Raw genomic sequence first — 21,987 nt, 5'->3', positions numbered from 1 at the left:
GGGACCGGCGGGGTTTCTGCGGATTCTGGAGGGGCTATGACCACCAGCTGGCCCGGGCTGTTAGGCTGAATACGTTTTTGTTTACAAAATGAGCGCGTTGCTGACAACGCGCACTGATGACTTGAAGGGGTCTTATATGTTTAAACGCTCTATCGCGGCCGTTGCCGCCACCGCTTGCCTGACCGGTGCCGTCGTGGTTCCTGCACAGGCCTACGAGGTTGCAGGAGATGACAAGTGCAACATCACTTACAGCGAAGCTGAGTTGAATGCCGTGGCCAAGGCTAAGGCCAGCGCGCAGGTTGCCAAGTACGCCCCGGCAGTACTGGACGTTGAGGTGCGCAGCGGTGTGGTCGCTAAAGAAGATGCCGTGAAGATTGCCCAGGCCTGGTCTAAGTTTGTTGAAATCCTAGAGGTTGCTAAAAACCGGGAGTCCACCAAGGCCTCGGCTGAACTGGCACTGCCTTATGCCAAGGCAATCGTGAAGGCCAACAAGGACTGTGCTGGGGAGACCTACACCGAGCCAAAGCAGGAAAGCCTTATTGACGCTTTGTCCTCCGGTGAAGTAAAGGACATCCTGTCCTCCGAAGGAGCCAAGGAAGAACTATCCTCCATTTTCGTTGACAACAAGGGTGAGTTGACCCAGGAGGGCATCATTGCCACTGTTGTGGGCGTTATCGGCGGCCTAGGCCTGCTGACCGGTGTGGCTGGGTTTGTCATGCAGCTGCTGGGAATCCGCGGCCCGTTCTAGGACCCGCTCCCGCTTTTCCAGTCCACCCGCGCTGCCCGCGCGGGTGGACTTTTCGCTCACCAAAACCACGTGTTCCTCCAAACCGGACTTGACTCAATCGAGTACCCGTTGGGGGCTGACCACGACGTGGTGAAGTTCTTCGCTTCGAATAAGATTAACCGCGCGTCTCGGCCAAGATCGGCCACCGCGTAGCGGGGAAGAAACCGTCGCTGCCGCAGCAGCTATGTCCACTGTCCTTATTGCACCTGTGCAAGCAATCGAGGTCAAAGTCGACGGTGATACCTGCACCTTTACTTAGGATGCTAATGATTCTGTGGTTGTGCCTTCACTCAAGGCTGGTGAATCGGTCCGCGTAGAAGGGCCGATGCTAAAGTGGCGGTCCCTCTGTATTCAGAGCAAGTAGCCAACAGTAGGAAACAACTCAAGACGCTGGAATTGTCTTTGCGGATTACAAATGACCGGTAGCTAAACCCGAAAGAAATAGCCCAGTTCAAAGCTTCTATCGAGGGTTCACACCGCGTTGCTGTGGGATACCGCGCCTGTGTAGAAGGCCGGGACATCTCGCATGCATCCTCCAAAGCTGAGTCCACCCTATCTGCTGCCGACGGCAAGCCAACTGACGCCGGTATTGGCGTCATTGTAGCTGGCTCCATGGCTGGCGTTCTTGCGCTGCTTGTTGCAGCCGTACCAGTACTTCTGCCTTTGCTGCCTTCTCAGATCCGTGCGATGATTCCTGTACTGCCAGGCATGTAAGATTTTAAGTTAACTTTCTTGAAGCACCGCCCGAACCTCTAGGGTTTGGGGCGGTGATTTTTGTATGTCCTGGTAGTAGATGTTTGAGGGCAGCTTTAAGTTGATGCTAAATTATATTTTTGGAACAATTAAGATGTTCATGTTTTAGAAATTAAGGAGTTCTATGTTTAAGCGTTCTCTTGCGGCAACCCTGGCTGCGGCCACCATTGCCGGCGGGGTTGTTGCCCCGGCTCAAGCTGCCACCAACTCTGGGTACAACAACTGCTACATCAGCTACACCTCTACCGAGCAGAGGGCAATGAATTATTTGTCTAATCAATCTTATCGCGTGCAAAGTGGCCAGATCTCCCCTGCGGACGCCGCCCAGGTAGCACTGAAATATTATACTGTCGCTGAGAACGCTCGAAACAAATGGGGCAAAGACAATTGGGCAGCTGCTGCTTACCAAGCAATTGGGCGGGCTAACCAACGTTGTGCAGGCGTTGAGTATGACAAGGTGGCAGCCGGTCTTGGAGGAATCCTGTCCACCGCTGGGGTGTTCGAAGGATTATCCTCGGGTAGCTCCGATGGCAAAGATGATTCTTCTTCGCTCAGTGATGAGGACGGCATCACTCCAGCGGGAATCGCAGTTGCGGTCATCAGCGTCCTGGTAGGCCTGGGCCTAGCTGGCTTCGTGGGGCAAGTTTTGGGCGGCCACCCTTAATCAGTGCCAAGTGATATTAAGCTCCCACACTTTCGCAGTGGAGGGAGCTTTTTTCTGCCTTCGGCGGGGCCGATTGACTGCGGTTTCCGGTGTTTTTGAATGTCGGAGATGGCGCGGACGTTAACACAATGGGATACTAGACCGATCAATGTTTTATGTGCCGTGAATCAAACGGGTAAAATTTAGCCAGATTGTTATAGGCGGCTTCGAAAGACCTACAACGGTACACCGGCACAATGGACAACAGAGACCACAAAGGACTGAGCGTTTGATGACTGTAGAAGAACTTCGCGGATGGCTGCGTAACTGGGTCGCCCGCACGGCGGGGTTAAACGTTGAGGAAATCTCTGATACCAAGCCCTTGGAAAACTTTGGGCTGTCCTCGCGAGACGCAGTGGTGCTCTCCGGTGAGTTGGAGACCCTGCTGGAAACCCGCCTGGACCCCACAGTGGCCTACGAATATCCCACCATCGCGCAACTGGCTGAGCGTCTGGTCAACGGCGCACCGGAAGCCCCGCAGCTAGAAAGTTTTGCCCCGCGTGCTAGCACCGAGGAAGCCGATATCGCCGTCGTGGGCATGGCCGGGCGTTTCCCGCAGGCCGCCAACGTGGCGGAATTCTGGTCGCTGCTGGAACGCGGTGCCACGGGCACCGGCCCGCTGCCGGAGGGCCGCTGGTCTGAATACGCGGCAGATCCTGTCATCAGCGCGCAGCTGGCCCGCGAAAACACCACGGGCGGCTACATCGAGGACATCGCCGGCTTTGATCCGGAGTTCTTTGGGCTCTCCCCGCTAGAAGCCACCAATATGGACCCGCAGCAGCGCCTGGCGTTGGAGCTGGCCTGGGAAGCCCTGGAAGACGCCGGCATTCCCGCCAACCAGTTGCGCGGGAGCAACACCGGTGTCTATTTGGGCACCACCAACAATGACTACGCCATGCTGATGGTGGCGGACCCGGGGGAGATGCACCCCTACGGGCTGACCGGGAACTCTTCTGCGGTCATCCCCAACCGCGTGTCCTACACCATGGATTTCCGGGGCCCTTCCGTGGCCGTGGACACCGCGTGTTCTTCTTCTTTGGTTGCCATCCATCAGGCGGTACGCGACTTGCGCACGGGGGCTGCCGATACCGCGTTGGCCGGGGGCGTCAACCTACTTGCGGCCCCGCACGCCACCCTGGCCTTTTCCGAGCTGGGCGTTATTTCATCCACGGGCAACATCCACGCATTCTCCGATGACGCGGACGGCATTGTACGGGCCGACGCTGCAGGTATCGTGGTTCTCAAGCGCCTCAGCGAAGCCCGCGCGGACGGGGACCATATCCTGGCTGTTATTCGCGGCTCCGCCGTCAACTCCGACGGCAAGTCCAACGGTTTGACCGCGCCCAACCCGGAGGCCCAGGTGGACGTGCTGCGACGCGCCTACGCGGACGCCGGTGTTGACCCCAAGGCGGTCGATTACGTGGAGGCCCACGGCACGGGCACCATCCTGGGGGATCCCATTGAGGCCACCGCGTTAGGCCGCGTCCTGGGGCCTGGGCGGGAAACCCACGAGCCCACGCTGCTGGGCTCCGCCAAGTCCAACATTGGCCACTCCGAGGCCGCCGCTGGCGTGGTGGGACTCATCAAGGTTATTGAGGGAATGCGCCGGGGTGTGATTCCGGCGTCGCCCAACTTCTCTGCGCCCAACCGCTACATCGACTTCGACGCGGAGCACCTGGAGCTGGTTGAGGACTCCCGCGAGTGGCCGGAGTACTCCGGGCGCAAGGTCGCGGGCGTGTCTGGCTTTGGATTTGGTGGTACTAACGCGCACGTGGTGGTCAGTGACTACCGCCCGGACCTAGACGGCGCTACGGAGTTTAGCGAACCCCAGGTGGACACCCAGCAGGTTTCCCTGCCGGTATCTGGCCTGTTGCCTTCGCGCCGGGCGCACGCCGCCGGGGTGCTGGCGGACTATATCGAGGCGGACAACCCTGAGTTGGTAGACGTTGCCCGCGCGCTGGCCGGCCGCAACCACGGCCGCTCCCGCGCGGTGGTCAACGCCAACAACCGCGAAGACGCCGTCCGCCGCCTGCGGCAGTTGGCCGCGGGCACGGTTTCTGTGGGCATTGCCGCAGCGGACTCCCCGGAGGGCGTAGGCCCGGTCTTTGTCTACTCCGGTTTTGGCTCCCAGCACCGCAAGATGGTCAAGGGGCTGCTGGAGACTACCCCATTTTTCGCCCGGCGCCTGGAAGAGCTGGACCAGATTGTTGACTTCGAGGGCGGCTGGTCCATTCTGGACATCGTCCGCGATGATGAGCAGACCTATAACACGGAAACCGGCCAGGTGGCAGTCACGGCCATCCAGATCGCGCTGACCGACCTTTTGGCTTACTTCGGTGTCAGACCGGCGGCCGTGATGGGCATGTCCATGGGTGAAATAGGCGCGGCCTACGCCGCCGGCGGAATCACGGCGGAGGACGCCATGGTCATCGCCTGCCACCGCGCCCGCCTCATGGGCGAAGGCGAAGCCTCCCTGACTGAAGAAAACCAGGGCGCCATGGCGGTAGTGGAGCTCTCAACCGAGGACATTTTTGCCCTGGAAGGTGAGATCGAGCCCGCTGTTTATGCCGGCCCCGGTATGAACACGGTGGGCGGGCCCCGCCAGCAGGTGGTGGACTTGGTTGAGCGCCTGGAAAAAGAAGGCAAGTTTGCCCGCCTGCTCAACGTCAAGGGCGCCGGGCACACCTCCGCCGTGGAGCCGCTACTGGGCGAGTTGGCCGCGGAAATCTCCGGAATCCAGGCCAAGCCGCTGCACACCACCTTGTTTAGCTCGGTGGATAAGGCCACTGTGTACCAGCCCGGAGCCACCGTACACACCCAGGAATACTGGCTAAAGATGACCCGCCACGCGGTGTACTTCCAGGACGCCACTGAGCAAGCCTTTGCCGCCGGCCACAACCAGCTGGTGGAAATCTCCCCCAACCCGGTGGCACTCATGCCCATGATGACCACCGCTTTTGGCGTGGGCCGCTCCAACGCCCAGCTGTTGCCGGTGCTCAAGCGCAAGGTGGATGAGACGGAAACGCTCCTGGACCTGCTGGCCAAGCTCTACGTTGCCGGCGCTCCGGTTGACTACACCCGGGTCTTTGGCTCCGGCAAGGGCACCGCGCCGGGAACCGTGTTCAAGCGCCAGCATTTGTGGACCTCCGCGCGGCCCTCCGCCGGGTTTGCCGGCTTGCCGGGCGCACGCGTGAACCTGCCGTCTGGCCAGGTGGCCTTTGCTGCCAACGCGGACCAGGCACCTAGCGCGGCGGCCGTTCTGGAAGCCGCCGTAAATGCGGTAGACCCTGACGCTGTCATCTCCGTGTTGGAAGAACACGCTGACCTGCCACCTGCCGGGGAAATCACCACCACAGTGGACCGCTCCTTGGGCGGGCTTTCCCTGGCGGTTTACGCGGTGGGTAACCCGCAGCCTTTGGCCCAGGCCTTCGCTAGCACGCTGGCCGTGTCACCGGTAGCCCCAGGCACCGCGGCCACTACTGCCGATACCACCCCGGCGCCCGCCATGGACCCGGAAATTGAGGTCATTCGCTTTGACCCGGCCACGGAAACGGTAGAGGAGCACCTGGCCACCATCGTCTCGGAGGCCATGGGCTACGACGTCACGGACCTGCCCAAGGAGCTACCGCTCATTGACTTAGGCTTGGATTCGCTGATGGGCATGCGGATTAAAAACCGCGTGGAAAACGACTTCCAGATTCCGCCGCTGGACGTCCAGGCTCTCCGCGACGCCTCCTTGGCGGACGTAACCGGCATGGTCGAAGCCGCCGTGGCCGGCCTGGAAGGTACCGTCAAGGCAGACCCCGGCGTGGGCCAGGAATCCGCTGAACCCCAGGACGCCGGCACGGCCTCAGACCCCTCCGAACCCCATACAACGGCCGAAAAGCCCGCCTCCGAAGGCGTGGGAGTGGCGCCCCGGGACGCCTCCGAGCGCCTGGTGTTTGCCACCTGGGCCACCTTCGCCGGTAAAGCCGCAGCCGGCGTGACCAGCCCGCTGCCAGAGGTCTCGGAGGAAGTAGCCGGACAAATCGCCCAGCGCCTCACCGAACGCACCGGCGTGGAGATCACCGCCCAGCAGGTGCTAGCAGCCACAACCCTGGAACCTTTAGCGGATGTGGCCCGGGAGGGCCTGGAGACAGAGGTTGAGGGCAACATCCGCGTGCTGCGCGAGGCCGAAGGCCCGGCCGTGTTCATGTTCCACCCCGCCGGCGGCAGCTCCGCCGTCTACCAGCCGCTAACGCGCCGCCTGCCGGAGGACGTTGCCGTCTACGGCGTGGAACGTCTAGAGGGAGCGCTGGATGAGAGGGCATCGGCGTATGTGGCTGACATTAAGACCCACGCCCGCGGGCGGAAGATTGTCCTGGGCGGATGGTCCTTCGGCGGTGCCTTGGCCTACGAGGTCGCCTACCAGCTCCACAGTGACCCGGAGGCCCCCGAGGTGGCGTTTATCGCGCTGCTAGACACCACGCAGCCGGCCAACCCCGCCCCGGACACCCCGGAGGAAACCAAGGCCCGCTGGCGCCGTTACGCCGCTTTCGCGGAGAAAACCTACGGCATCGAAATACCTGTGCCGCTAGAGTTGTTGGACACCATGGGTGAAGACGCCGTCATGGCCATGCTCACCGAGTTCCTGTCCTCCACGGACGCCTCGGAGCACGGCCTGGCAGCCGGCGTGCTAGAACACCAGCGCGCTTCCTTCGTGGATAACCAAATCCTGGGACGGCTGGACATGTCCCGCTGGGCCGACGTGGACGTGCCTGTGCTGCTGTTCCGCGCGGAGCGCATGCACGACGGCGCCATCGAATTAGAGCCCGCGTACGCCGAAATTGACCCAGACGGTGGGTGGGGCGCTATCGTAGAAGACCTGGAGATTGTGCAGCTGCCAGGCGACCACCTGGCGGTGCCCGATGAACCCGTCATTGGGATCGTGGGCAGGCATATGGAGAAATGGATCGAGGAGAAAGTTCGTGGCAACCACAGCTGAAAAAATAGCTGACCTGCGCGCGCGCCTGGAGCAGGCGGAAGACCCTGGCTCCGAACGCTCCCGCCAGCGGCGCGACGAAGCCGGCCGTAGTACCCCGCGCCAGCGCATCAACGAACTACTTGATGATGGTTCCTTTGTGGAAACCGGCGCGCTGGGCAAAACCCCGGGGGACCCGGACGCTATCTACTCGGACGGCGTGGTCACCGGTTACGGGCGCATTAGCGGCCGTCCGGTGTGCATCTACGCCCATGACAAAACCGTCTACGGCGGCAGCGTGGGTGAAACCTTCGGGCACAAAGTGGTGCAGATCATGGACATGGCCATCAAGATCGGTTGCCCGGTTATTGGTATCCAAGACTCCGGCGGCGCGCGCATCCAGGACGCGGTGACGTCTTTGGCTATGTATTCGGAGATTTCCCGCCGCCAGCTGCCCCTGTCCGGGCGCAGCCCCCAGATTTCCATCATGCTGGGCAAGTGCGCGGGCGGCGCGGTGTACGCCCCGGTGACCACCGACTTTGTCATCGCGGTGGACGGGGAGGCGGAGATGTATGTTACCGGACCCGCCGTTATCCGCGAGGTCACGGGTGAAAACATCACCTCCGCAGAGCTGGGCTCCGCCGCGCAGCAGGAGCTCAACGGCAACGTCTCCGTGGTCGTGGACTCAGAAGAAGAAGCCTTTGAGACTGTTCGCGATCTCCTGGATCACCTGCCGCTGACGTGTTTCGACCCGGCGCCCACCGTGCCCGCGCTTCCGGATTCTGAGCTGGAAGACTCCGGTCTGGATTCCTTCATGCCGGATGACACCAACGCCGGATATGACATGCGGGAGCTTCTGGAGCAGCTCGGTGATGATGAAGAGCTGCTGGAAATCCAGGAAAACTTCGCGCCAAACATGATCACCGCGTTTGGGCGGATAGACGGCAAGACGGTGGGGTTTGTGGCCAACAATCCCATCCACCTAGCTGGCTGCATTGACGCCGATGCCGCCGATAAAGGCGCGCGTTTTGTACGCATCTGCGACGCCTACAACATCCCGCTGGTCTACGTTGTTGACACACCCGGCTACCTGCCCGGCGTGGAACAGGAAAAGGTGGGACTCATCCACCGCGGCGCGAAGTTCGCGGTTGCCTTGGTAGAGGCCACGGTTCCCAAAGTGGCGTTGATTGTGCGCAAGGCCTACGGCGGTGCGTACGCCGTGATGGGTTCAAAGAACCTCTCCGGGGATATCAACCTGGCCTGGCCCACCGCGCAGATTGCCGTGATGGGCTCCGCTGCCGCCGTGGTGATGATTGCGGGCAAGCAGCTAGAGGCCGCCGAAACCCCCGAGCAGCGCGCGGCTACCAAGAAGATGTTCATGGATTTTTACGATGAGACTATGACTTCCCCGGACGTGGCGGCGGAGCGTGGTTTCATTGACGCTATGATCAAACCCTCAGACTCGCGTTTGGCTTTGCGCCAGGCGCTTAGGCAGTTGGAGACCAAACAGGAATTCGACTTGCCCAAAAAACACAATATTCACCCGATGTAAGAAAGAAGTTAATTCCATGTTGAGCAGTGTTCTAGATCTTTCCGGCGACGCCATCAGCTATCTCGTCATGTTGTTCATGCAGCTATTTGGCGGCTCCTCTCTTTAGCCGTTTTCGATCAGTGCTTTAACAAGCGGTGCCGGTAAAAGAGGTTATCTACGCCAGCCCATTAGCGGCGGTATAGCTCATGCCCAGCTGCGCAGTCCACAGACCGCGTGAGCTGGGCTTTAGGCTGTTTCAGATGTCAAATTGTTTAAACGTCTTGATTAAGGAAATCACTAATAGCATGATTAATGGGGATGACTGATCAGCTTGACCTGCAGACTGGGGTGTGGGACCCGGTTAGACTCCAGCGAATGAATCTTCGGACGCAGGTATTGACTTGTATCTTCACGGACAATAGGCTCGTTCTTTAAAGGGAATGGGGGAAGAAATGAAAGCTGAGACTTCACCGTCACCGAGCCTGCAGGCACCGAGCCTGCAGGTGGAAAAGGCCGCGCAGGTGATTGCTGCATTGCTTAAGAATGGCCGGAATAACGAAGAAAACCGGTTGAAGTTGTCGAAGCTCGTCTGGGCTGCGGACCGTTACAGCATTCGGTCTCAGGGAGCCTTGGTTACCCAATCTCCCTACTCGGCTATGTTTTATGGTCCGGTACCCTCAATACCGCTCACGATGATGAGGGACTCCTCCGAATATCTGCCGCCAGCAGATATAGCGTATGCAAGGGAGCACTTTGACAAGACCGAGCACGGAATCATTCTCATTGCGGATCCGGGTGATGATCTCCTATCTCCGCTCGATGAGAAATGGATAAACAAAGCCGAAAGCAACTTTCGCGGCATGGACCGGTGGAAGTTGGCTACGGAGGTTAGCCACCGCTACCCGGAGTGGAAAAAATTCGCAGACTTCTTCGCCCAACCCGAGAATCGTAAAAGTCGCCGACAGATCGATGAAACGGATTTTTTCTACAATCCGGATGGACATGATCGGTACTTCGCCCTCCCTCCGGAGCAGCTAGCCATGGCAAAGGAGCTCTACGATTACCAAAAGTCTATCCTCGGGGACCTTGGCGTTCTCGTCTGACGTTTGATAATGAAACCTCTCGCACTAGAACTTGTGTCCGCCCTACAACTAGGCAATGCCATCTGGTTCCAGCGCGACCCACCATTTCCTTCGCAAGTCCCTCACATCTTCATCATTGTGGGAAAAATGAACGACAGTTTCCTCTGCGTGCACGCGACATCACAGATCGAACGGAGTGAGCAGAGGATTCGGGGGCTTTGCCATACCAAAGACGACCCCTCGAAAACCTACGTGGTGGCGGGACCGGAAGACTCGTGCTTGCTCAGTAAAACCAGCCTGATTGACGGTAACCAAGTGTGGGCCTTGAAAGCAGAAGAGTTGGTTGAGGGGTATATAAAGCCCGCTGCGGGAGTGGCAGAGCCGGAATTATTGCAGCGCATCACTGGGGCTATCCGGAAGTCAGACAGACATTCGCCGCGGGTAAAGAAGGCAGTAGGAAGCCAGTTCTGACGGGCAAGAGGACTGATTACAGGTGGAGGCCCCGCCAGGTGGCTAGGGCGCGCCAGCCGAACATGAGCACTGCGGACATCACCGAGGCCACAATGAGGAAGCTGATGTGTGGCAGATTGCCGTTGACTGCTGCCCACAGCCCCATGCCCACGACTACGGCGCATGGCCATACCAATAGGCCCTCTTTGAACAGCGTTCGTGGCTTCCCGAAGCTGATGATTGCCCAGCCCACCAGGGCGCCAACCGCCCAGGGCCAGAAGGCGTCAAGTACGCCTTGGAAAGTAAACGGCGGATGCGCAGCGCGGGCCAGGAGGGCAAAAATGGCCAGCGCTACGATGTCGATGACGGGTGCTAGACGCACGCTTAGTCCTTTCGGTTTAGTGCGCGGTAGGAAAGTCCGCGCCGAGCATAGTGGAAGAAGTAGATTATCCAACCGATTACTGTTACCAGGGCAAAGGATATCAAACGGTAGATAACTGCGGCGGAGGTTGCGTCCACCGCGGTCATTCCGGTGGCAACTAGGGGCGCTATTAGCGCAGCCTCCACGGTGCCAAGTCCCCCGGGGGTGACTTGGGCGGAGCCGGCTATCTTGGCCGCCAGGAAGGCCAGCGCAACGCCAGCCATGGTGGTGGCGTTTTCGCCCGCGCGTAGCCAGGGGATTTCTCCCGTTACAGCCCACACGCATGCCCACAGCGCCAGCATGTCTAGGATCCGGTGGCCGAAGGAGGCAGCGGATACTAGCGCGAAGTTCCGCCGGGAGAGGTGGACTTCCTTGAGCGCCTGGATCTCAGGGATTATTCGCTCAGCGCCGGGGATTATCTTTTGGCGCCTGATCCACCGGCTTAGTTCATCGGGGTGGGAGGTTACCCAAAACACGGCTCCCGCAGCAACCAGCATGAGCACCACGGTGGTGAGCAAAGATCCCAGCGCCATGTCAGCGTTAAGGAAAAATACCCCGGCTAGCCCGATGATGGCCAGGCTGACGGTGGAGATTATCGAGGACAGGAAGAAGAAGTAGCTGCGCAGCGCCACCGAGGCCCCCCAGGTTGCCTGGACTTTAAACATCAAGATGGCGGAGAAAGCCGGGCCGGCGGGCAAAGTGGTGGACCAGGAGTTTGCCGCCAGGGTAAGGGCGTAGGCCTCCCGGAGGGAGACGTTGACGTTGCCGGCGCCGGTGAGCCGCCGGGTGACGTCCGACATGGCCGCGATCGAGCCAAGGGAAAAGGCCAGCACCGCCAGTACTGCCGCGGGATCCGCGTCTTTGAGATGGCTAAGGCCCTGGCCGATGAACTGCAACTGGTCGCGGAAGAACCACCCTAGTACCAGGAGCAGCACCAGGGAGACTATCCACGTCACCTGCTTATTGTTCACGTTGGCTCTCAATGCGTTTTAGCAGCTCGCTAAACGGCACTTGCCCTTCGCGCAGCGAGTGATCTCCGCCGGCGCTGGACGTTGGTTTTCCTCGCGCCACCCGGCCGCGTCCGGTGCCTTCGCTAGGCTGTTTGGCTTCTGGCTGCACGACTTCTGGCTGCTTGGAGACCTGCGCTCTGGCTACTGGCTGCACGGCTTCTGGCTGCACGGGTTCGTGCGCTTGCGGGTCGCCCGCGCGGCGGGACTCGAAGTCTGGCGCGACCAAGACCGGCTCTTTGCCGTGGCCCAGTTTCTCGTACGCGGCCTTGATGAACCCGGGTGCCCACCAGTTATCCTCGCGCAGCAGGTGCATCACGGCGGGGACCAGGAGCATACGCACAACGGTGGCATCGATAGCCAAGGCAAAGATCATGCCGAAGGCAATGTATTTCATCATCACGATATCGGAGAAACCAAAAGCCCCGGCGACCACGATCATGATGAGGGCGGCCGCAGTGATGATCCCGCCGGTCTGGGCGGTGCCGCGCGCAATAGCTTCATCAGTCGAGGCGCCTTTCTCCCGGGCCTCGACCATACGCGAGACCAGGAAGACCTCGTAGTCCGTGGAAAGGCCGTAGATGATGGCAATAATGAGCACCAGCACGGGAGACATCAGCGGGCCGGCACTGTAGTTGAGCAACCCGGAGCCTACGCCCAGAACGAACATGGCAGACAGGATACCCAGGGTAGCCCCGGCAGTAAGCAGCGTCATGATGATGGCCTTGGCCGGCAGGATAAGCGAGCCAAAAACCAGCGCCATCAAGATGAACGTGGCTACCACCATGTAGAGGGACATCCAGGGTAGCTTGGCAAACAAAGCGTCTAAGGACTCCACCTCCAAGGCGGGGGTGCCGCCCACGTAAAGCCCTACGCCGGCGGGGGCTTCGACCGATTTAAGCTCGTGGACAATCCGCGAGTAATCTTCGCGGTCTACGATTCCGGCGGACAGTACGGTGGTCCCGTCCTTGGTGGGCGAAGACGGGCTCATGGGCTCCGTTAGGCCCTCGATCCCGCGCACCTGCAGGTAGATGTCTACCAGCTGTTGGTTGCTGGCGCCGTCCACTACCAATTTGACGGGCTCGGTGCGAAACGCCGGGAAGGTCTCATTGAACCGGTCCTGGGCTACGCGCACTTCCTGGTTAGGAGGCAGATAGGTTTCGTTGATACCGCCAAAGCTCACTGCCAGCATGGGCAGGGTCAGCCCCACTAGTAGTGCGGTGACAGCGCCGGTGACCAGCGTGGCGCGCCGGAAAGTCCATTGAGGAAGTTTGTACCACCAGGTGTCTTCTATCCGGCGGGCGGTGCGCTTGGTGCGCCGCACGGCTAGTCTGTCAATGTTTGTGCCCAGCAGCCCGAAGAGCGCGGGCAAGACGGTAACGGATAACAGCGCCGCCAGTCCCACCGCCGAAATGGCGCCGTAGGCCACGGATTTCAGGAAGGCCTGGGGGAAGATAAACAGCCCGGACAACGCCACGGCCACCGAGGCGGCGGAAAACACCACGGTCTGGCCCGCGGTGGCGGTGGTAACGGCCACGGCCGTCTGGGGATCCTTGCCCTTGTCTAGTTCCTCGCGGAAACGGGAGACCATGAACAGCCCGTAGTCGATGGCCAGGCCCAGGCCCAGCAGGGTTACCACCGCGTGGGCGAAGGTGTTGACCTGTAGGAATTGCGCCAAGATTGCCAAGATTCCCAGCGAGCCCAGGATGGATAGGCCACCTACTATCAGCGGCATAAAGGCGGCTACCACGGAACCGAAAACAAACAGCAACAGTAGGCCCACCAGCGGCAGTGCTAGTTTTTCTGCGCGGGCGACGTCGTTTGCCATGCCGTCATCGAGGGCATCGGCAACAGCGGTGGCACCCGCAATCTGTACGGGCAGTTCCGTGTCGTAGAGCGCCGGCTCAATGGCGTGGTAGTCCTTGAGCGTTTGTTCTGAGTCCCCCTTGAGTCCAATGGCGGCGAAGGCCACGGTCCCGTCCTGGCTAATCAGGTTGGGGTTGGGGGTGTCAAAATAGCTGGTGATGTAATCCACCTGGTCCGGGTGGCCACTCTTGATGGCGTCCAGGTACGCCTTGGCGGCGTCAAAGTTGGCCTTGGGGTCCTCAATCAAGACGATGACGTCCCCGCGGTTGTCGCGGCCGAAGGTTTCTTGTTCAATCCGGGCGGCCGCCGTGGAGGCTGAGGCCGGGTCATCCCAGCCCTCCTGGCTCATGCGCTGGTCCAGGTGCGTGCCAAAGATGCCAAACAACGCCAGGATTCCGGCGATGATGACTAGCGGGATAAGTTTGCGGTGGGCGTAGGAAAATTTGCCCCAGGAATAAAACACGGTGTCCTCCTACAGCAGCGCGTTGAGGGAACGGAAGGGCTGGAGCCAAGCGCCCTCATCAGGCAGGTTGTCCAGGTTAACGCGCGGCAGGGGTTCGCGGAACACGCCTTCAATGTCTTCTAAGTCGATGAACTCGATGTCTGGGTGGGCCACGGCCCACGCGGCGTGCTCGTGGAACCCGACTACGGATACGGGGATCCCGTCCGCGATGAATTCCTCCAGCAGCGTCTGGAAGTTTTGGCCGTCCGCGCTGGCTACGACAACGCCGGTGAGCTCTGCGCGGTTGTCACGCAGGTAGTTCAGCATGTCCGGGTCCACGTCGGAGGATTCGTTTAGCTTGGGCTTGGCAAACACGGCGAAGCCCACGTTGCGGATGGCCTCTACCCAGCTGCGGATGGATTCCGCGCCGCCGGGGGTGACGTTGGTAAAAACGTTGGCCTCTGGGCGGGCGGCGCGGTCTTTGGCGCGGAGCGCAACCCAGCGCCCTAGCGCGTCAAAGCGGGGGCGGTGTGCGGCGGTGGGGCGCCCGCCCAGGATGGCACCCAGGCCCATGTCCATGTTGGGCGCGTCCCAGACGAGGGCGTATTTTCCTGGCATTTACTTCTTCTCCCACAGGTATTCGGTGATCACGTGTTCTTTATCCAGGCCTTTACCTTCGAACTTGGTGATGACCTGGCGGTTAGTTAGCTGCGGGCAGTCCGTCCACGGCCATCCTTTGTATTCTAGGCTAGGTTCCACGGTGACCAGCTCGTTTATCCACTCGGCGTAGTCTGCGTGGTCGGTGGCAACGTGGAGCACGCCACCCTTCTTGAGGCGGCTGGCAAAGAGGTTGAGGGTTCCGGATTGGATGATCCGGCGTTTGTGGTGGCGGGCCTTGGGCCAGGGGTCGGGGAAGAATACGCGGATGCCGTCTAGTGATTCGGGCTGGATCATGCGCATCATGACTTCCATGCCGTCTCCGCGCACCATGCGGATGTTGTCTATACCGCCGCGTACTACTTGTCCTAGGAGCTTGGCCAGGCCGGGTTTGTAGAGCTCGACCGCGATGACGTTGGTGTCTTTTTCCAGCGGGGCCATGGCGGCGGTGGAGGTGCCCGTGCCGGAGCCGATTTCCACGATGGTGGGGTGCCCGGAGCGCCCAAACCAGGCATCGATGTCGATGACGCTGTTGCTAAGGTCCTTGCCTAGCTGCGGCCAGTGTTCGTTGAACAAAGCCTCCTGGTTTTCGGTGAGGGTTCCGCGCCGGAAGGTCACTTGGCCGAGGCGGGGGTAGTCCAAGTCATTGCCAAAGGTGGCGTTGAAGTCGGTTTGCAGGGGACCTTTTTCGCCGCTGGGGCGTTCGGTCAAATTTTGGGGATAATCTGTACTATTCATTGCCTTCCTATTGTCCACTGTCAGGCCGCCGTTGTCACTTTTCGCCACCTGGTAAATCGGCTGGATATAACCAGTGGCGGGGGAGGGGGGTTAGCGACGGCGGAGTGGAAAGTGAAATCGGGCACATAAAGTGCAATCCCCAGGCCCCCTCTTGCCTAGATCGGGTGGCAGTTTAGGGGGTATTGCGCAGAAAATTTCTTGTTCAAGTAGTTGAACTTAGTAGGCGGGGGCGGGTATAACCGGGGGTAGAGGTTGTTCCGGGAGAAACCAAAAAGGCTTACCCTGGTATGGACTGAACCGTTAACAATTGCCGATAGAAAACAGGAGATTTTGATGACCACCCAGATTCGTGGCCTCGTTGGTGAATTGCCAACACAAAATGAAGCTCTCATCAACTGGATTAATGAAAGCGTTGAACTTTTTCAACCGGAGAAGGTGGTATTCGTTGACGGCTCCAAGGAAGAGGCTGACCGCCTGGCTGCAGAGCTAGTGGAAAAGGGCACCCTCGTTAAGCTCAATGAGGAAAAACGCCCTAACTCCTACCTGGCTCGTTCCAACCCCTCTGACGTCGCCCGTGTGGAATCCCGCACCTTCATCTGCTCCGAGCAGGAAGTAGACGCCGGCCCGACCAACAACTGGCGCGACCCAGCAGAGATGAAAGCGGAAATGACCGAGGTCTTCCGCGGATCCATGCGCGGCCGCACCATGTACGTGGTGCCTTTCTGCATGGGCCCCATTGATGACCCGGAACCCAAGCTGGGTATTCAGCTAACTGACTCCGCCTACGTGGTCCTTTCCATGGGCGTAATGACCCGCATGGGCACGCAGGCCCTGGACAAGATTGGCAAAGACGGAGACTTCGTACGCGCTCTGCACTCCGTGGGCGCACCGCTAGAGCCAGGCGAGGAAGACGTGCCTTGGCCATGCAACGACACCAAGTACATCACCCAGTTCCCGGATAGCAAGGAAATCTGGTCCTACGGCTCCGGCTACGGCGGCAACGCCATCCTGGCCAAGAAGTGCTACGCCCTGCGTATCGCGTCTGTCATGGCTAAGGAAGAGGGCTGGATGGCTGAGCACATGCTCATCCTGAAACTGACCTCCCCGGAGGGCAAGGCCTACCACGTGACCGGCGCGTTCCCGTCCGCGTGCGGCAAGACCAACCTGGCCATGATTACCCCCACTATCCCGGGATGGAAGGCTGAGGTAGTGGGAGATGACATTGCCTGGCTGCACCTGCGCGAAGACGGACTCTACGCCGTCAACCCAGAAAACGGTTTCTTCGGTGTGGCACCGGGTACTTCCTACGACTCCAACCCCATTGCCATGAAGACCATGGAAGAGGGCAACACCATCTTCACTAACGTGGCGCTGACCGATGACGGTGACGTCTGGTGGGAAGGCATTGGCACCGAAGCCCCGGACCACCTCATTGATTGGCACGGCAATGATTGGACCCCGGATTCTGACAAGCCTTCCTCCCACCCGAACTCCCGTTACTGCGTGCCCATTGAGCAGTGCCCGGTCGCCGCACCGGAGTACAACGACTGGAAGGGTGTCAAGATTGACGCCATCTTGTTTGGCGGCCGCCGCAAGACCACCATTCCTCTGGTAACCCAGGCGTTCTCCTGGAACCACGGCACCATGATTGGTTCCCTGTTGGCCTCCGGCCAGACCGCCGCCGCAGAAGGCACCGTTGGATCCCTGCGTCACGATCCCATGGCCATGCTGCCGTTCATTGGCTACAACGTGGGTGACTACTTCCAGAACTGGATCAACATGGGGGAGCGCGGCGGGGACAAGCTGCCTTCCATCTTCTTGGTCAACTGGTTCCGCCGCGGTGATGATGGCCGCTTCCTGTGGCCGGGCTTTGGTGAGAACTCCCGCGTCCTGAAGTGGATTGTGGACCGTATTGAAGGCCGCGTAGACGCGAAGGAGACCATTGTTGGCCACACCGCCCGCGCGGAGGACATGGACCTCGAAGGCCTGGACGTTGAGATCGCTGACGTGAAGGAAGCTCTTGAGGTCAAGCCGGAAGAGTGGGGCCGCGACCTAGCGGAAAATGAAGAGTACCTGAAGTCGCTGGGCGACCGCGTGCCTAAGGAGATTTTCGAACAGCTCGAAGCCCTGAAGCAGCGTTACGAGGAAGCAACCAAGTAGCTCTTTCCACTTAAGGCACCGGCGGGTTATCCCTGCCGGTGCTTTTTTGTCACTATCACCAGGTTGGAGGTGAAAAACTCCCGTAGCAGCGGCACGCGGGTTACCCACCACGCCCAGGACGGGTGGTACCGGGGGAAGGTGCGCGCCCGGTGGCGGGCGGCCCACTCCAGGCCCTCCCGGGCGCTAACCGCGAACAGGGATTGGCCAAAAACGTTCTTGGGGGCGCGCCCATGCTTGCGGGCGTAGCGGTCCCGGGCGAACTCCCCGCCCAGGTAGTGCTGCCATAGCCCGGTCTCATGCCCGCCAAAGGGACCCAGCCACACCGTGTAGCTGATGATAACCAGCCCGCCGGGCCGGGTTACCCGGAGCATCTCTTGAGCCATATCCCAGGGCCGGGCCACGTGCTCAACCACGTTGGAGGAATACGTGATGTCAAAGGTCCCCGTGGCAAATGGCAGCGCGGTCCCGTCCCCGCGCACGGCGCCCGCGAGTGTAATCCCGGCTGCGGTCATCTCACTGGCGTCCGGTTCTACCCCAAAATAGTCTGCGCCCCGCGCAGCGAATGCCGCCGCGAAGTAGCCGGGCCCGCCGCCTACGTCCAACACCCGCGCACCGTGAAGCCCCAGCCCGTGGTCTGCAGCCAGCGCGCCGACCAGCGCGGCGGTGTCGGCAGCTAGCCCGCCGTAGAAAATATCCGGCCGGGTCTGCTCAAAGCGGAAGGAGCGCAGCAGCCGCCAGGAGCGGGCTAAGGTGGCCAGGGCAGCGGTCTGGGGAAGTTTGGAGGGCACCCGTTCAACCCTATATTTAACACCGGCCGGTAGGGTGGAAATCCGTTATGAAAATTCTTTTGCTCTGCTGGCGTGATACCACCCACCCCCAAGGAGGTGGCTCGGAGCGCTACCTGGAGCACGTGGCCAGCTACCTGGCCGCGCAGGGCCATGAGGTGGTGTTTCGTACCGCCAAGCACATGAACGGCGCGCGCCGGGAGCGCCGCAACGGCGTGAAGTTTGAGCGCGGCGGCGGCAAGTTCACCGTCTACCCGCTGGGGCTTTTAGCTACGCTGCGCCACAAGCCCGACGTGGTGGTGGATACCCAAAATGGCATTCCGTTCTTTGCCCGCCTGGTGGCGCGCTGCCCTGTGGTTTTGCTCACCCACCACTGCCATCAGGCGCAGTGGCCGGTGGCCGGCCCGGTGCTCTCACGGGTGGGGTGGTTTCTAGAGTCAAAGCTAGCGCCGCGGGTGTACCGGGGCGCGCGGTATGTGACGGTATCGGAAGCCTCTGCCCAGGACCTGCGCCACTTGGGCGTGGAGGGGGTAGAGATCATCGAAAACGGTGTGGACCCCATCCCGCAGCACGTGCCGCGATTGGAGCGGGAGGCGGATATCCACCTGGTAACGCTCTCACGCCTGGTGCCGCACAAGCAGATTGAGCACGCCATGGACACCGTGGCGCAGATTCCGGGCAGCGTTTTGGACGTGATTGGCTCCGGGTGGTGGGAGGCCAACCTGCGCGAGTATGCGCACGCGCACGGCGTGGAGTCCCGGGTGCGGTTCCGTGGCCAGGTCACCGAGGACTACAAGCACGCCCTGCTTGAGCGTGCCGATATCCACCTCATGCCCTCCCGCATGGAGGGCTGGGGCCTGGCGGTCATGGAGGCCGCGCAGCACGCGGTGCCCACGGTGGGCTACAGCTATGGGCTGCGCGACTCCGTGCGGCACGGTGAAACAGGCCTGCTGGCCCAGGACGTAGCTGGGCTGGTGGCCGCCACCACACGGCTGATTGAGGACCCGGAGCTGCGGCGCCGGTTGGGTGCCGGCGCGCGGGAGTTTGCGCAGAATTTTTCTTGGCAGCGCACCGGGGAGCGTTTCGAGCGCTTGCTTAGCGCTGCCGTGCCCGGCGGTAGGCAGCAGCCCCCACCAGTAGCACGGGGCTAAACGCCCACGCGGTGGTGAGCACCCACGGCACCGCAGGGCGTGCCGCAGCGGTGGTGGCCACCACCGCGCCGTCTACTACTACTGCGCCGATGCCCATTTCCTCCAGCTTGCCCATATCCCCGGCCGCCCAGGCGGCCTGCGCTGCGACAAAGCGCGGGGACGGCGGGTCTATGACCTCCCCGTCCACGGTCAGCTGGCCGCTGTGCACCATGGACACCGCCTTGGTGTAGGGGTCTACGGCTACCGCGCCGGGGATATCTATGAGCCCGGTGCGCTCTGGGAAGAACGCGGTGCGGCCGCTGAGCTGCCCCACCAGGCGGGCGTTGATGGTTTCCGCCGGGCGGGGGGCTAACACGCCCAGGGCGGAGGAGAAGTCCGGCATTTGCAAGAAGATAGCCGCGACGGCCACGACCCGCCAGGAAGCCTGCATAGTTCCCACCGCTGCGACGCAGAAGGGGATGGCTAGCGCTACAAGTTTGTGGCTATCGCGGAGCAGCCCGGAGCCGGGGAGGTGTTCCATGGCGGCGGCCAGCGTATCCGGGTAGAGCCACAGCGCGCCGGACAGCCCCCAGCCGGTGATGGCCAGTAACACCAGCGGCAGCGGGCGGTCCATGCGCCGCACGCCCAGGGCCACGCACAGCGCTACCACCAGCCCAAAGAGTGCGAACCCCACCTGGCGCGAGGGAGGGAGAGCCGCAGCGTTCCAGATCCCGCCCAGGGTAAGTAAGGAACCGAGGGTGCCCACGCTAGATTCCGCGCGCGGGGCGAAGGCGGCTACCGCGGCCGGGCTGGGGCTTAGCGGCGGGGACAGCACGCCGGGGATTATCCACGGCAGGCACAGTGCCACGCCCACACCGGCGGTGGGTAACCGAAAGCCCCGCGCGGTGACGGTCCCGCACACCAGGGCTAGCAGCCCGCCGGTGGGGGTTAGGGAGGCCACAAACATGCCCAGCCACGCCCAGGTGCGGTGACCGCGCAGTGCCGTAGCGGCAATGGCTGGCAACATCCACGCCGCGACCGCCACGGACCAGTGGCCCTGCAGCAGGCGTTCGACTACGAAGGGGTTGACAACGGCCAGGGCCATGGCGGGGGCCGGCGCGCTTTTGGCCAGCATCCACCCGCCCGCAGCCGCGCAGCCAGCCGCGCCGATCACCACGGCGCGGACCAGCCAGCTTGCCGGAGCGAACATGGAAAATAACGCCAAGGCGCCGTCTTGGGGCACGTTGCGCGCCGGGAGATCGCCCGCGCCGAAGTTTTCCGGGATGAAGCCAAAGTGATCTGGTACGGCCATATCCCGCCATAAAAACTCCCCCGGCATAGCGAAGGGCCACGTTACTAAGGCCACCAAGATGACAGCCCAGACTAGGGGCCACACGCGGGGCACGCTACGCCTGTTGCCTTCTGGCAGCAAAGAGCACGGCCGCAGCAATCAGCAGTAGGACTCCGATGAGTTTGAGAACCAGCGCCAGGGTACTTAAGACCTCTTCCCGGCGCAGTACCGGGGTGGCCAAGGCCATGGCGGCCTCCCGGCTGGGCCGGTCCCAGCGTAAGTCACCGTCGAAAATGGCCCGGTAAACTGGGCGTATTCCCAGGTCGACGGTCGCCCGGGCGCGTTTTTCGTCCGTGTCTAGGAAAAGGTGGTAATTCTCATGCAAATCCACCACCGTGCCGGTCCGGGGCTCTACCTTGACCAACCGGTCAACACTGTAATAGGGCAGTACAGTGACTATTTCCTCTGGGTCTAAGCCCAGCGCGGATAGTTCTGGCTCGGTGTAGAGGTACTTGGCTTCCATCACCAGGGGTTCCGGGGCAACGTCTTCTGGGTCAATCCCTGGCGGTGGGGTCTTGACCGAGGAAAAGGGGATGTAGACCGCCGGGAGCGTGTGTTGGTAGACGTAGACCTCCACGCCGTCTATTTTTTCTTTTCCGGTGTAGTCCAGGGGGTAGTCCGCTTGCCGGATTGAGTCATAGTAGAGGTAAGAGCGTTGTTCTGTGTTACTAGGGAAAAACGCGGTGAGGCCCTGGCGGTAAGTGTTCTCTTTGGTTGCGCCCACCCCGAAGTTCTCCACGGTAATGATTTGCAGGTTTGCGCTCCCCTCCACCGGGTAGGTTGATTCCCGGTTCACGTGCAGTGAATCCGTCATTTCCATAATCAGAGCTTCATCAGCGAAAACCTTGACCAAGGTGTCAACTGTGGCAACTGAGTCCTTCTCAGCAGAATCACTGACTGAAGTAGACATTTTGCAGTCGAGGGTTACTTCCGTTCGGTGGGGGCGTTCATCCCTACTCATCAAGACTAGGGAATCTGGAGCGACTGCTACTGTGTTGAGGGTGACATCCAGTGGTAGGGGGAGATCCCGTTTGATGAAGATACTGGGAATGGCAAAGCTTGCGGCCACCGCCACCACTGCAAGAATAAGTAGCCAGGGTAACGGGTCTTTAAGGGTTAATGACCTTTTCGAGCGTTGCATATTTGTAGGATATCCAATCGAGG

At 61.0% G+C, this 21,987-nt stretch carries 17 protein-coding genes; 9 read left to right on the top strand and 8 right to left on the bottom strand.

The window, feature by feature from the left end; all coding sequences use genetic code 11:
• The first annotated feature begins 136 nt into the window (after nucleotides 1–136).
• From F4V58_RS10910 to F4V58_RS10880, 7 genes are all read left to right on the top strand, one after another.
• The gene (locus tag F4V58_RS10910) at nucleotides 137–748 is read left to right on the top strand and encodes a hypothetical protein (RefSeq protein ID WP_075735938.1); all 612 of its coding nucleotides are present in this window, start codon (nucleotides 137–139) and stop codon (nucleotides 746–748) included.
• A 525-nt stretch (nucleotides 749–1,273) separates the two neighbouring features.
• The gene (locus tag F4V58_RS10905) at nucleotides 1,274–1,501 is read left to right on the top strand and encodes a hypothetical protein (protein ID WP_075735936.1); all 228 of its coding nucleotides are present in this window, start codon (nucleotides 1,274–1,276) and stop codon (nucleotides 1,499–1,501) included.
• 163 nt (nucleotides 1,502–1,664) lie between these two features.
• Entirely contained in the window at nucleotides 1,665–2,204 is a 540-nt protein-coding gene (locus tag F4V58_RS10900) for a hypothetical protein (protein ID WP_075735934.1), read from the top strand.
• Nucleotides 2,205–2,475: 271 nt separating this feature from the next.
• Nucleotides 2,476–7,227: a polyketide synthase Pks13 gene (pks13, locus tag F4V58_RS10895; RefSeq protein WP_075735932.1), complete on the top strand. Its 4,752-nt coding sequence runs from the start codon at nucleotides 2,476–2,478 to the stop codon at nucleotides 7,225–7,227.
• The gene (locus F4V58_RS10890; RefSeq protein WP_075735930.1) at nucleotides 7,211–8,755 is read left to right on the top strand and encodes an acyl-CoA carboxylase subunit beta; all 1,545 of its coding nucleotides are present in this window, start codon (nucleotides 7,211–7,213) and stop codon (nucleotides 8,753–8,755) included. Before pks13 ends, F4V58_RS10890 begins: the two co-directional genes overlap by 17 nt.
• 431 nt (nucleotides 8,756–9,186) lie before the next feature.
• Nucleotides 9,187–9,837 (top strand): type II toxin-antitoxin system antitoxin SocA domain-containing protein, encoded by a 651-nt coding sequence (locus F4V58_RS10885; protein ID WP_169833324.1) that lies wholly within the window; start codon nucleotides 9,187–9,189, stop codon nucleotides 9,835–9,837.
• Nucleotides 9,838–9,846: 9 nt separating this feature from the next.
• The gene (locus F4V58_RS10880) at nucleotides 9,847–10,287 is read left to right on the top strand and encodes a hypothetical protein (protein ID WP_075735926.1); all 441 of its coding nucleotides are present in this window, start codon (nucleotides 9,847–9,849) and stop codon (nucleotides 10,285–10,287) included.
• Between the two features lie 16 nt (nucleotides 10,288–10,303).
• On the opposite strand, the gene F4V58_RS10875 is transcribed toward F4V58_RS10880, so the two are convergent.
• Genes F4V58_RS10875 through trmB form a run of 5 tightly spaced genes read right to left on the bottom strand, consistent with a single transcriptional unit; the run spans nucleotide 10,304 to nucleotide 15,397 of the window.
• Nucleotides 10,304–10,648, bottom strand: a complete 345-nt coding sequence (locus tag F4V58_RS10875) for a DUF3054 domain-containing protein (protein ID WP_075735924.1) — start codon at nucleotides 10,646–10,648, stop codon at nucleotides 10,304–10,306.
• Nucleotides 10,649–10,650: 2 nt separating this feature from the next.
• Complete coding sequence (locus tag F4V58_RS10870) at nucleotides 10,651–11,658, bottom strand: lysylphosphatidylglycerol synthase transmembrane domain-containing protein (protein ID WP_075735922.1); 1,008 nt, start codon at nucleotides 11,656–11,658, stop codon at nucleotides 10,651–10,653.
• A complete protein-coding gene (locus F4V58_RS10865) occupies nucleotides 11,648–14,023 on the bottom strand; it encodes an MMPL family transporter (protein ID WP_075735920.1) in 2,376 nt (791 codons plus the stop codon). Before F4V58_RS10865 ends, F4V58_RS10870 begins: the two co-directional genes overlap by 11 nt.
• Nucleotides 14,024–14,032: 9 nt before the next feature.
• On the bottom strand, nucleotides 14,033–14,620 hold the full coding sequence (locus tag F4V58_RS10860; RefSeq protein WP_075735918.1) for an NYN domain-containing protein: 588 nt from the start codon (nucleotides 14,618–14,620) through the stop codon (nucleotides 14,033–14,035).
• Nucleotides 14,621–15,397 (bottom strand): tRNA (guanosine(46)-N7)-methyltransferase TrmB, encoded by a 777-nt coding sequence (trmB, locus tag F4V58_RS10855; RefSeq protein WP_075735916.1) that lies wholly within the window; start codon nucleotides 15,395–15,397, stop codon nucleotides 14,621–14,623.
• 333 nt (nucleotides 15,398–15,730) lie between these two features.
• On the opposite strand from trmB, the gene F4V58_RS10850 reads away from it, so the two are divergent.
• Nucleotides 15,731–17,557 carry a phosphoenolpyruvate carboxykinase (GTP) gene (locus F4V58_RS10850; protein WP_075735914.1) on the top strand — a complete coding sequence of 609 codons (1,827 nt, stop codon included), beginning with the start codon at nucleotides 15,731–15,733 and terminating at the stop codon, nucleotides 17,555–17,557.
• 26 nt (nucleotides 17,558–17,583) lie between these two features.
• On the opposite strand, the gene F4V58_RS10845 is transcribed toward F4V58_RS10850, so the two are convergent.
• Complete coding sequence (locus F4V58_RS10845) at nucleotides 17,584–18,345, bottom strand: class I SAM-dependent methyltransferase (protein WP_075735912.1); 762 nt, start codon at nucleotides 18,343–18,345, stop codon at nucleotides 17,584–17,586.
• Nucleotides 18,346–18,392: 47 nt separating this feature from the next.
• Here F4V58_RS10845 and F4V58_RS10840 point away from each other — a divergent pair, with 47 nt between their 5' ends.
• On the top strand, nucleotides 18,393–19,493 hold the full coding sequence (locus tag F4V58_RS10840; protein ID WP_075735910.1) for a glycosyltransferase family 4 protein: 1,101 nt from the start codon (nucleotides 18,393–18,395) through the stop codon (nucleotides 19,491–19,493).
• Here F4V58_RS10840 and F4V58_RS10835 read toward each other — a convergent pair.
• Both F4V58_RS10835 and F4V58_RS10830 read right to left on the bottom strand, forming a co-directional pair.
• Nucleotides 19,438–20,868, bottom strand: a complete 1,431-nt coding sequence (locus F4V58_RS10835) for an MmpA family trehalose lipid delivery protein (RefSeq protein ID WP_245802991.1) — start codon at nucleotides 20,866–20,868, stop codon at nucleotides 19,438–19,440. The two genes, F4V58_RS10840 and F4V58_RS10835, sit on opposite strands and share 56 nt — an antisense overlap.
• Nucleotides 20,869–20,878: 10 nt before the next feature.
• On the bottom strand, nucleotides 20,879–21,964 hold the full coding sequence (locus tag F4V58_RS10830; protein ID WP_075735906.1) for a porin PorA family protein: 1,086 nt from the start codon (nucleotides 21,962–21,964) through the stop codon (nucleotides 20,879–20,881).
• Nucleotides 21,965–21,987 lie beyond the last annotated feature (23 nt).

Origin of the sequence: Corynebacterium phocae (assembly GCF_008693075.1) — a bacterium.
Taxonomy (GTDB): Bacteria; Actinomycetota; Actinomycetes; order Mycobacteriales; family Mycobacteriaceae; genus Corynebacterium; species Corynebacterium phocae.
Note: the sequence above shows the minus strand (reverse complement) of the source record. Positions and strands in the feature narration are given on the sequence as shown.